Here is an 11,250-nt window from a genome sequence, read left to right on the forward strand (position 1 = left end):
CCACGAAAAAGCGCCTATCATTTAGGCGCTTTTTTGTGTTTAACTGACCGTATTATGATTAAAGACTATCAAAAGCAACCTGTAATTTAGGAGTACGTGATGATTCTACCTAACGATAAAAACACGGCTTTAGCTGCTCGATATATACGAGCATTGGTCATTAGCACCACGCTCGTCAGTATTGGCATCAGCAGTGCAGCGGCCAAAAGTAGCGATAGTACTCTACATTTTGCAAAAGGCGCTGTTACTAGCGTCGTCACTGGTAAACTCGCTCCTCATATCGATGAGCAGTGGTATCGTTTCGATGCTGCAAGTCAGCAATATGCCGTTATTAACATTGCACCACTTGCAGGTACGCCCGAGACTGCTAACGTCGGTGTATTGCATATGCCGGATGGTACCCAAGATGGCACCAAAGGCGGTATCATTTATCAAGGCTGCTTACCTAAAACGGGAAAATACCGTCTGCGTATCGCACGTAATCTTATGGCCACTCATGGCAAAACAGCAGGCTATAAAGTTGAGGTCATGATACTACCAAAGGTTGCTAGTCAGTCTTTGTGCAAGCCCGCTTAACCATATACGTCTAACGCCTTCAAACAACAGTATTCAAAATATAATAAGTCACTTTGGAAAAGGTTAAAGCGTTTAACATTAACTACCTAGCATCTTCTTATGATATACCGCACTAATCTCTTCGACTTCTACGCATATTTGCAGTGCCGCACGACCTGATTGCTCGTCTCCGATCTTTTCTTCGATGGTAGCGACCAAGAGCTCAGCCAGCTGATTACGAGTCTCTATATCGCGGCCGCTCATCAGTTTTAGATTGGCATAGATAAACCCATTCGCTTGCTCATCATCTTCCACACCCACCAAAAACGTCTCAATAGGTAAGATACGTGTTTTGATATCTGTCGGCTTACCAAAATATCCACTGTCCCATAATGCTTTATTGAGCGACTTTAGCAATGATTCTTCGTGAGGGATACTGACATTGGGCGTGGCTTGAATGGTTAAATGCGGCATGATTATGTCCTTAAATATAAAAAGTAATAGAAGATCTGGCTGATAAGTTTACGCGGTATCTTTAGCTACCGTAAAACGTTTATTTGTATTATTCATCAGTAATCGCACTAAAATGCGCATCAAGTGTGTTGGCTAATTGCGCTGGTGGTAACTCAATCTCCAAACCGCGACGACCGCCACTGACATAGACCGTTGTCTGATCTTGTGCGCTGCTATCTATGACTGTTTTTAGGCGCTTTTTTTGCCCGAGTGGACTGACGCCGCCCAACACATAGCCGGTACTACGTTCTACTTGCTTGGGATCTGCCATTTGTACTTTTTTGCAGGACAGCAATTTATTCGCGGATAAGGCTTTGGCCATTTTTTTAAAATTGAGGGTTTTATCTACTGGCAATATCGCAACCGCAAGGTCGCCAGTATCGGTCGATACCACCAAAGTTTTGAACACTTGCACTGCCGCCACGCCAAGCTTTTCTGCGGCTTCTAAACCAAAAGAGGCCGCATGACTGTCATGCGTGTATTCGTGTATGCGGTAATCAAGACCGCGTTTTTTGGCAAGATCGATAGCTGGCGTCATAATATTTCGGCTTAATAAAATAGAACTAAAGAATAGGCGTCATACGGATTAAATAGACATGGCATCAATATATTATTACGCCAAATATCGTAACTTTCAAATACTTGACCGTTTTATATCATTGCTCGCTTACTAGTGAGTAACCCAATAGTATTAATATTAGCAGTATATACAGACACTATATATCGCTTTAGTGGCTTTTATGGCATCATAAGCGCAACATATTTGACTATTTTTGATACTGATTATGATACCGAAGTTCCTAAAAAAACGGATTTTTAAAGCGCCAGTCAGCACTGACCGCACTTCTGAAACTGACGCGGGTCCAATCGTCACCAAGCCTTACGCTAATGCTCCGATCAATCAGCTGTATCGTAAACTATCGGGACAGCTACTCGACATTGCTGTCAAACCGAAATTATTGGGTGAATTGCCTGATTTTGATAGCGACGAGCAGGTACTTAGATTTTATGTGCTACAGGATTATTCTCGCTCCAACAGTATTTTGATCGACTTGCAGACGCAAGAGCACAACCTGCCCCCTGCACTAGTTGGGGTCAATGACGCAGCTCACAATATCAAAGAAAATGCAGCCATCATATTTTTGAATCACCCACATGCCAAAGACAATCAGTTATCTCCGCGACTGTCTCGCTTAATCTCTGCGGTTTTGCAATACCCAGAGTTAAAGGTGCGCCTAGTCCCTGTATCTATCCTGTGGGGACGCGCCCCTGAAAAAGAAGACTCGCTATTTAAACTATTAACCGCTGACAATTGGCAAGACCCGAGTATCAGCAAGCAGTTATTTAATATCGGCGTGATGGGCCGTGATACCTTTGTACAATTCCACCCACCCCAAGATTTGCGTACTATCATCAATGATAGCCTCAAAGGTGAAAGCGCGGGCCCTAACGTTTTTGACTCAATTTCTGAAGGCTTGGTTTCTGAAGGCTTGGTTTCTGAAGGCTTGGTTTCTAAAGACTTAGTTTCTAAAGACTTAGTTTCTAAAGACTTAGCTTCTAAAGATTTGGTTTCTGAGGATTCAAGTGCTAAAAGCTCACCTGCTACAGACTCACAAGATACTGAATCAGCAACGACGGATAATGATGTCAAAACTGATGCTGAAAAATCACCCAGCTATACGCTCGTGGCGGCTGCTGATGGCAATCGTGAACTCGTACGTATGTTGCAGCAGCAATTGACGATTTATTTAGACAAGCAGCGCGCCAGTATGCTGGGCCCTGATTTGTCAGATAGACGTAATTTGGTCGATAAACTGGTCTACTCGCCAGCGATTAAGCACGCAATAGAGCTGGAAGCTGCCGAAAAAGGCACCAGCGTACGCGACGCTCGTAGTCAAGCGCGAGGATACGCCAATGAGATGGTGAATGACTATTCTCATTCCATTATTCGTGGGTTTTATAAATTTTTAACGTGGTTATGGACGCAATTATACGATGGTGTCGAAGTCCATCATTTTGAGCGAGTACGTGACCTTGCGACCGATTACGAATTGATTTATGTGCCGTGCCATCGCAGTCATGTTGATTATCTATTGTTGTCTTATGTCATCTATAAACGCGGTTTGAGTATCCCTTATGTCGCAGCAGGTGATAACTTAGATGTGCCAGTATTGGGACCGTTATTGCGCGGCGCTGTCGCTTTTTATATTCGTCGTAGCTTCCGTGGCAATGCCCTTTATACCGCCGTATTGCGTGAATATATGCATACCCTTATCACGCGTAATACGCCGATCGAGTACTTCATTGAAGGTGGTCGCTCACGTTCAGGTCGCCTACTACCGCCCAAAATGGGTATGCTGGCGATGACGGTACATAGCCAGTTACGTCAAACCAATAAGCCTGTGGTGTTCATCCCAACTTATATTGGTTATGAGCGTATTATGGAAGGCGGCACTTATATCGGTGAGTTAAAGGGCAAACCAAAAGAATCAGAATCGTTGATTGGGCTACTCAAAGTGGGTCGTAAGATTGAGCGTATTTTTGGTAATGTACATCTAAGTTTTGGTACACCGCTGCATCTTAGCGATTTTATGACAAAGTTCGATGTTCCAGCCAACAGCTTACCGTCCGATCGCACCGACTCCCCACTCGATGAAAAAGCCAGTGCCATGGTCGATAATATCGGTGTAAAAGTCATGCAGCATATCAACAAAGCTGCCGTGATAACGCCTGTGTCGCTGCTATCATTGGTACTACTATCCGCACCGAAAGCGGCACTGGATGAAAACAGTTGCCGTGAGCAAATCGCTTTGTACCAAGGCCTTGCGCAGCAGATTCCTTATGCAGATGACACTGTCATCACAGATATGAGCCCGCAAGAAATCATTGATTATGGCATCAAGCTAAAACTCATAGAGCGTACGCCGCACATCTTGGGCGATATCATTCAGGTCGCTGGCAAGCAAGCGGCATTGCTCAGCTATTTCCGCAATAACACTCTACACGTCTTTATCTTGCTGTCTTTCTTATCAGCGCTAGTGGCACGTAACGGCCGTATCAAACGCAGTCGCTTAGATAGTATCGCTGAGCAGTTATATCCGTTCTTACAAGGTGAACTGTTCTTATACTACCCAGCGCATGGTTTGGCGGAGACGCTCAACAAAAAAGTCGATAGTTTACTCTCTCATGGGTTGATTGTTGAGTTGGGTGATGACACGCTTAGTGTTCCTGAGTCTAATAGCAAGCGCTATCAACAGCTACAAGTACTGGCGACACCCGTTGGACAAAGTCTTGAGCGTTATTTTATGACGCTTGCCCTACTCGCTCAGCAGGGCTCTGGTAATCTGACCGAAAGCGAAGTCGTTGACCTGTGCCATTTGCTTGGACAACGCTTGTCTGTACTGTATGCCGATGATATTCCTGACTTCTTTGATCGCGCATTATTTACTAGCTTTATCAGCGCTTTGACTCGTCTTGATTATCTACAAAAAGATGATGAAACGGGCATATTGACCTTTGACCATCGTATCAATGACATCGCCAGTCATGCCAAATATGTGCTGACGCCTGATATGATGCAAATCTTGCAGCAAGTCGCAAGTTTAAACGAAGAAGAAATCACTCGTGCTATTACTGAGATTAGTAATAAAAAGCAGCGTAAATTTGGGCGTAAGCGTTAATCGTTAGTCATGACTTTTAAACAATTAAGCTAAACAAAAAAAGACCGTTAATCATTAGCGGTCTTTTTTCTTCAGCTTCAACACACTACTAAACAGCGGTATTAGTTGGTAATTTTCTTATATTTAGCACGCTTAGGCGTGGCGTCATCACCCATTGTCTTTTTACGATAGGCTTCAAACTCAGTGTAGTTGCCATCGAACCACACTGGGCCTTCTTCTTCAAACGCCAAGATATGAGTCGCGATACGGTCAAGGAACCAGCGATCATGCGAGACGACCATGACCGTACCTGGGAATACTTGAATCGCATCCTCTAGCGCACGTAAGGTTTCAATGTCCAAGTCGTTCGAGGGTTCATCGAGTAGCAGTACGTTTGCGCCTTGCTTCAAAGTCTTCGCCAATTGCAAGCGGTTACGCTCACCACCTGATAATTGACCGACATGTTTCTGCTGGTCTGAGCCTTTGAAATTAAAGCGGCCAATATAGGCACGGCTTGGCGTGGTGTAGTCACCGACAGTAATCATGTCAAGGCCGTCTGATACTTCTTCCCAGACGGTCTTTTTGTCGTCTAGGTTGTCACGCACCTGACCGACATAGGCAACCTTGACACTTTCGCCCAAATCAACCGAACCAGTATCTGGGGTATCACGCTCAGTAATCATGTTAAATAGCGTGGTTTTACCCGCACCATTTGGACCGATGATACCAACGATAGCACCCGCTGGGACATTGAAGCTTAGGTTTTCATACAATAAACGATCGCCAAATGACTTGGATATGTTATTGACTTCGATCACCTTATTACCCAAACGCGGACCAGGTGGAATATAAATCTCAGAGGTCTCATTACGTTTTTGGAACTCAGTTGAGTTCAACTCTTCAAAACGCTGTACACGAGATTTCGATTTGGCTTGTTGGCCTTTTTGATTTTTACGAATCCACTCAAGCTCTTTTTTCAAGGCTTTTGCAAAAGATTCTTCTTGCTTATTCTGCTGTTCTAGACGGGTATTCTTTTGCTCGAGCCACTCAGTATAGTTACCTTCATACGGATAGCCATGGCCACGGTCCAGCTCCAAGATCCACTGAGCCACATTATCCAAGAAATAGCGATCATGGGTAATGGCAACGATAGTACCGCTGTAGTTTTGCAAGAACTGCTCTAGCCATGCAACAGACTCGGCGTCCAAATGGTTGGTCGGTTCGTCAAGTAATAGCATATCAGGACGCGACAATAGTAGACGGCATAGTGCCACACGGCGTTTTTCACCACCTGACAGTTTACTCACGTCCGCGTCCCATGGTGGCAGACGTAGCGCATCGGCAGCTTTTTCTAACTGGTTATTTAGATTGTGTGCATCCCATGACTGGATGATGTCTTCCATTTTGCCCTGCTCTTCAGCAAGCTTGTCAAAATCAGCATCAGGCTCTGCATATTCTGCATAAATGGCATCTAGACGAGCGAGCGCATCTAGTGCTTCGCGCATGCCGTCTTCGACATTACCGCGCACGTCTTTACTGTCATCAAGCTGTGGCTCCTGCGGCAAGTAACCAACTTTGGTTCCTGTCTGCGCGCGTGCTTCACCGCTAAACTCAGTGTCGACGCCAGCCATAATGCGTAGCAACGTTGATTTACCAGAACCGTTGATACCCAATACACCAATTTTGGCACCAGGGAAAAACGATAGGTTGATATTTTTGAGAATTTCACGCTTAGGGGGAACAAGTTTTGACACGTTGTTCATCGTGTAAATATATTGAGCCATTAACACTCCGATAGACTGCATAGAAGAGAACAGCAAATGCCACTCAGCGATGATGCCAAGCGTGCCGTACCTCAAAATCAGGGTTACAAATTATAGGTCATTATCGCATTGTGACGCATACCCTGCAAGCTAACAGGTTGTTTTACCCCTTGTTTTGCGAGTTTTGTCATACAGCATTGCTGTTTCTAGATAAAAGCGGCCAAAAATATTTTACTGATATGACGCGTTTAACATTCTGACTCATTGCTGTTTGATAAAAACCACAAAAAATAGCATCAAAACTTTCGCAAATTTAATCAATAGCCGTTAGCATATTAGAGTAGCTTAACAGCGCAAAAAAGGATGGTTTCATATCTTATCGATGAGACTGGCTATGAGCTGAGTCATTATTTTTCATAATATTTATACAGGTACTGATGATATGGCCAACGGCTATCGCCCTGAAATAGTTCAACGTGCGTTTGTCGATTTTATCGGGTCGCGCTTACATCCGTTTTGGTCATTGACGACACCCAAGCTACGCCTTATTGCTCGATACGAGATGAGTGATGATTTAATCGCACTACAATTTGAGACCAATCAAGCGTTTAGGCAGCAAATATCCAAAGGAACAGATGATTGGCAAGGCGGTCAGTATCTTGATTTACGTGTTTTTATCGATGGGGTTTATCATCAGCGCAGCTATTCAATCGTAGGATTGGCGAATCAACCATTGTGGTGGCAAGATGATGCCGTTATTACTAAGTCAGCAAAAAGCCAACGCCATACGGTTACTATTGCTGTTAAACCGCAAGGGTTAGTATCTGACTATTTGACCAAGCAACTGTCGCTATCTAGCATCGTTGATACCAGTATGCCACTGGGTCATTTTACTTTGGCACAGGCAAAGACAAGTTTAGATAATAGAGAACCAGATAACCAAAAACTACATCCTTTATTATTTGTCGCTGGCGGTAGCGGTATCACGCCTATGCTAGGACTTATTACGCAAGCACTAGCAGACGGACATCAGGTGGCGTTGCTACATTATAATCGAACGAAACTTGCCCAGTTTCAGCATCAGTGGCAACAGCTGAACGATGCCTATCCAGACTTTACTTATCATTTAATCCATACTGAAGATTCGACTACCTATTTGGCTGGCGAACGATACTTAAGCGCAGAGGGTCTGTTATCACTTAATATACCATTGGTAGATACGCAGATATTTGCCTGCGGTTCACAAGCGTTATTAGCTGGCTTATATAAAGCAGTGTCAGAAATCATTTTACCGCAGGGCAATCAGCTACGTGACAATATTATCGTAGAAAATTTTGGCAATGCATTGCCTGATTTTGATAGCAGCGGCAATCAAGTACTAGATAATGCACTACAGACAGAGTCGCATACGGTGTACTTACGCTCACGGCAACGGCAGTTCGATAGCGACACCACATTATTGGTCGCTGCCGAAAATGCAGATGTACGCCTAGCGCATGGTTGTAGGCAAGGAATTTGCCAATTGTGCCGCTGCAATAAAGTCAGTGGCGTGGTCAAAAACATCCAAACTGGCAAGATAAGTAGTGATGGTTACGAGTCTATCCAAACCTGCATCAATATCGCTATGACAGACGTGGTGTTAGACGTTTAGCACTGCTGAAATAAAAAATACGACCACTAACCCCTGACTATCGACCTCTTAAAACTAAAAAATAGACTGATGTTAACTCATATTGTATGCTAAAACTCAGATGACTCATAAAACCGAACCCAGTGCTGTTTATTCGTGCCGTTTCGGTTAAGGATTTATATATGCGCTTATTACCACCTATTGACACAGCACATTCTGCCGTACCTGTGTTGACGCCATTGTCCGATGCACAGTTGGCAAGAGAAAGTAGCGAGCAGCCAACCCAGTCATCGCAGCAAACGCCTTATCCCACTGTGACGCAGGCGCCTTTACCCAAAGCACAAAGTGATGCCTTGGCAGTAGAATTAAATGCGCTATATGAAGGTGTGATGGACTCATTAGGTAGCGATGACGCCAAATACATTCAGCGGATTTATGCGACTGTGGTTTATAGTGAGCTTGTCGCCCGTGGTTTACTGGCTGTCGCAGGACGCATGTCATCACGCCGCTCGCAGATAGGGGCCTGGCTGTTGGGTACGTCAATACTTAGTTTTAGCAAAATACTCAACAATATGGAGCTTGGGCATAATGTCATGCATGGTCAATACGACTGGATGCAGCACCCGCATCTGAACAGTCAAAAGTTTGATTGGGATATTGTTTGCCCTGCGCCATTGTGGCAACACTCGCATAACTACTTGCACCATACGTTTACCAATATTGTTGGGCGTGACCATGATGTCGGCTATCACTTGATTCGGGTGACCGATGAGCAGCCTTGGACGCCGAGCGACCGCTATAATATGTTTAGTACTGCCGTATTGGCCTTTGGGTTTGAGTGGGCGGTTGCCTTTCATGATATTCAGATCAGTGCGGATGAATACGCCGACTCCCCCGATTTGCATAAAATCATGCAGCAAAAATCTCGCGCACTATTTGCCAAAATCGGCCGACAAGTGGGCAAAGACTATATTACCCTGCCCGCCATAGCAGCAATGACACTAGGCCGTCGTAGTGGCCTAAGCACACTGAGCGGGAACATGACGGCCAATACGGTTCGTAACCTGTGGACGTGGGCGGTGATTTTCTGTGGTCATTTCACTGAGCAAGCACATATCTATACCCATCTCGATGCTGATGAGAGCAAAGGCGACTGGTACGTGCGTCAGATTTTGGGTTCTAGTAATATCAAAGGGAATAAATGGTTTCACATTTTGACAGGCAATTTGTCTCATCAGATTGAGCATCATATATTCCCCGATATGCCAGCTAGCCACTATGCCCGTATTTCCCCGCAAGTAAAAGCCATCTGTCATAAATATGATTTGCCTTACAACACTGGGCGTTTTAGCACACAGCTACGACAAGTAATAGGACGTATCCATCACTTTAGCAAGCCAAGCGAGCAAGAGTGGCAAGCCTACCAGTCGGTATCGGCTGCGAATGCTACTCACGCACATAAGTCGGCATCAGAGAGCGAGATAGCAAAGGGGCTTAATCGATTCTTGCCACCTGTCGTTCGTAAAGCAATAGCTTATATATGGTGATATATTCACATTTTTAACGCAGATTAAAAGACATTAATACTATTAACAATCGTCATATCGACTATTACGGTAAGCAACTAGATTGTTTGATATTAATCATACATACTCAACCAAGCACAGAATATTTACTGATGACATAGTATTTAATAAATCTGCTTTCTTCATTCATCCTTAGAAAATATGGCAGTTATTAAAAATTCGATAATAATAAATGGAGTTGTATCATGAGTAACCAAACCACTAAATCAGCACTAGATATCACACATAATCAAGCAGCAAATCGTTTCGAGACGACTATTGATGGTCAAACTGGCTACATTAGCTATCAAGACCGTGATGACAAGCTCGTCTATGACCACACGATTGTACCGCAACAGTTAGGCGGTCAAGGTGTCGGTTCAGCACTAGTCAAACATGCGCTAGATTACGCCCGTGAACATGATAAAAAGGTTGTGCCGCAATGCTCGTTTGTGGCCTCATATATCAGCAAACATCCTGAGTACCAAGATTTGGTATAGCTTACCGCCCTTTATCCCAAACAACTGGTATGCAGCAATTTTAGATTAGGAAATCCATCCCAATATAACTTTTAATAAACCAATCCGTATAACAATAAAGGTTATTAATATGAGTAGTTTATCTGACAAGCAAATTAATCTACAGTTAGAAGAGCTTGCTGGCTGGCAGCGTGATGGCAATAGCATCGTCAAGACCTATCATTTCAGCGATTTTATTGAGGCGATGAGTTTTATGAACCAAGCGGCATTTTATGCTGAAGCACTCGAACATCATCCGGAATGGCGTAATATATACAATATAGTCGAGGTACGCCTAACCAATCAGGACACCGGCGGCGTTTCTAGTTTGGACATTCGCCTTGCAAAACGCATGGAGCATATCGTTCAGCCCAAGCGCTTGTAGCAAACGCTTACTTATTGTATTGATAAGTATGGTTTTTCCGTCAGACATAAAAAAAGACGCTCAATTGAGGGTCTTTTTTTATACTGGATTTTTTATAGTAATAAGCTGTGTTTACATTTTGCGACTAACAAACGCCACAATGAATAAAATCACAGCGACTGCTAAGAAGATGTATGCCAGATTAGCAGACAGTCCTGCAACGCCACCAAATCCTAATAAACTTGCTAGCAGTGCGATTACTGCAAAGATAATAGCCCAACGAAACATAATATTCTCCTTAAATAATTGTTAAAAATCAGATAGTAAACTTTATATAGTATTGATTTAACTTTTTGTTTTTCTAATACCAGTCATATCTGCTTACAAACATAGATTAGCAATATTTCTCTTTAAAGAACGTGCATTTTAGTAATGATGTCAGTAGATTATGTAAAGTTTGTAGCAAGTGTTAACACCTTTTATTTTTTCTTGTCTCTATAAACATATTATTTAGGATGATGAGCACCTTATTTACTAAATTATTGATTGCCTTATGGTTACATATAAATAACATCAAAAATTTCTGAAAAAGAGATTTGGCAATGAAAACTATAGCGACCCCATAAACTTCTAACTTATTCAGACCACTTGGTTTATATAGTCTAATCCAAATAAAACCGATA

The 11,250-nt window shown here is 43.4% G+C and carries 10 protein-coding genes; 6 read left to right on the plus strand and 4 right to left on the minus strand.

Annotated features, from left to right (window positions below; genetic code table 11):
• Positions 1-99: 99 nt before the first annotated feature.
• Positions 100-576 (plus strand): hypothetical protein, encoded by a 477-nt coding sequence (locus AS194_RS07455; RefSeq protein WP_058024883.1) that lies wholly within the window; start codon positions 100-102, stop codon positions 574-576.
• Positions 577-654: 78 nt separating this feature from the next.
• On the opposite strand, the gene AS194_RS07460 is transcribed toward AS194_RS07455, so the two are convergent.
• A complete protein-coding gene (locus AS194_RS07460) occupies positions 655-1,029 on the minus strand; it encodes a 5-carboxymethyl-2-hydroxymuconate Delta-isomerase (protein WP_058024884.1) in 375 nt (124 codons plus the stop codon).
• Between the two features lie 88 nt (positions 1,030-1,117).
• The gene (gene ybaK, locus AS194_RS07465; RefSeq protein WP_058024885.1) at positions 1,118-1,606 is read right to left on the minus strand and encodes a Cys-tRNA(Pro) deacylase; all 489 of its coding nucleotides are present in this window, start codon (positions 1,604-1,606) and stop codon (positions 1,118-1,120) included.
• Positions 1,607-1,853: 247 nt separating this feature from the next.
• Here ybaK and plsB point away from each other — a divergent pair, with 247 nt between their 5' ends.
• A complete protein-coding gene (plsB, locus tag AS194_RS07470; protein WP_058024886.1) occupies positions 1,854-4,748 on the plus strand; it encodes a glycerol-3-phosphate 1-O-acyltransferase PlsB in 2,895 nt (964 codons plus the stop codon).
• 101 nt (positions 4,749-4,849) lie between these two features.
• Here plsB and ettA read toward each other — a convergent pair whose 3' ends face one another.
• Complete coding sequence (gene ettA, locus AS194_RS07475; RefSeq protein ID WP_058024887.1) at positions 4,850-6,511, minus strand: energy-dependent translational throttle protein EttA; 1,662 nt, start codon at positions 6,509-6,511, stop codon at positions 4,850-4,852.
• A 421-nt stretch (positions 6,512-6,932) separates the two neighbouring features.
• Here ettA and AS194_RS07480 point away from each other — a divergent pair, with 421 nt between their 5' ends.
• The 4 genes from AS194_RS07480 (at position 6,933) to AS194_RS07495 (ending at position 10,588) form a co-directional block, all read left to right on the plus strand.
• On the plus strand, positions 6,933-8,141 hold the full coding sequence (locus AS194_RS07480) for a flavin reductase family protein (RefSeq protein ID WP_058024888.1): 1,209 nt from the start codon (positions 6,933-6,935) through the stop codon (positions 8,139-8,141).
• Positions 8,142-8,302: 161 nt separating this feature from the next.
• Entirely contained in the window at positions 8,303-9,667 is a 1,365-nt protein-coding gene (locus AS194_RS07485) for a fatty acid desaturase family protein (protein ID WP_058024889.1), read from the plus strand.
• A gap of 224 nt (positions 9,668-9,891) precedes the next feature.
• Positions 9,892-10,185 (plus strand): GNAT family N-acetyltransferase, encoded by a 294-nt coding sequence (locus tag AS194_RS07490; protein WP_058024890.1) that lies wholly within the window; start codon positions 9,892-9,894, stop codon positions 10,183-10,185.
• A gap of 109 nt (positions 10,186-10,294) precedes the next feature.
• Positions 10,295-10,588 carry a 4a-hydroxytetrahydrobiopterin dehydratase gene (locus tag AS194_RS07495; RefSeq protein ID WP_058024891.1) on the plus strand — a complete coding sequence of 98 codons (294 nt, stop codon included), beginning with the start codon at positions 10,295-10,297 and terminating at the stop codon, positions 10,586-10,588.
• Between the two features lie 111 nt (positions 10,589-10,699).
• Here the strand turns inward: AS194_RS07495 and AS194_RS13505 are convergent, their stop codons facing one another.
• Positions 10,700-10,855 (minus strand): DUF1328 domain-containing protein, encoded by a 156-nt coding sequence (locus AS194_RS13505; RefSeq protein WP_021814049.1) that lies wholly within the window; start codon positions 10,853-10,855, stop codon positions 10,700-10,702.
• Between the last annotated feature and the right edge of the window lie 395 nt (positions 10,856-11,250).

This window comes from Psychrobacter piscatorii (genome assembly GCF_001444505.1).
GTDB classification, from domain to species: domain Bacteria; phylum Pseudomonadota; class Gammaproteobacteria; order Pseudomonadales; family Moraxellaceae; genus Psychrobacter; species Psychrobacter piscatorii_B.

Coding starts and splice junctions, on each gene's coding strand:
- AS194_RS07455 (WP_058024883.1), top strand. CDS start 100: ATGATTCTACCTAACGATAAAAACACGGCTTTAGCTGCTCGATATATA.
- AS194_RS07460 (WP_058024884.1), bottom strand. CDS start 1,029: ATGCCGCATTTAACCATTCAAGCCACGCCCAATGTCAGTATCCCTCAC.
- ybaK (WP_058024885.1), bottom strand. CDS start 1,606: ATGACGCCAGCTATCGATCTTGCCAAAAAACGCGGTCTTGATTACCGC.
- plsB (WP_058024886.1), top strand. CDS start 1,854: ATGATACCGAAGTTCCTAAAAAAACGGATTTTTAAAGCGCCAGTCAGC.
- ettA (WP_058024887.1), bottom strand. CDS start 6,511: ATGGCTCAATATATTTACACGATGAACAACGTGTCAAAACTTGTTCCC.
- AS194_RS07480 (WP_058024888.1), top strand. CDS start 6,933: ATGGCCAACGGCTATCGCCCTGAAATAGTTCAACGTGCGTTTGTCGAT.
- AS194_RS07485 (WP_058024889.1), top strand. CDS start 8,303: ATGCGCTTATTACCACCTATTGACACAGCACATTCTGCCGTACCTGTG.
- AS194_RS07490 (WP_058024890.1), top strand. CDS start 9,892: ATGAGTAACCAAACCACTAAATCAGCACTAGATATCACACATAATCAA.
- AS194_RS07495 (WP_058024891.1), top strand. CDS start 10,295: ATGAGTAGTTTATCTGACAAGCAAATTAATCTACAGTTAGAAGAGCTT.
- AS194_RS13505 (WP_021814049.1), bottom strand. CDS start 10,855: ATGTTTCGTTGGGCTATTATCTTTGCAGTAATCGCACTGCTAGCAAGT.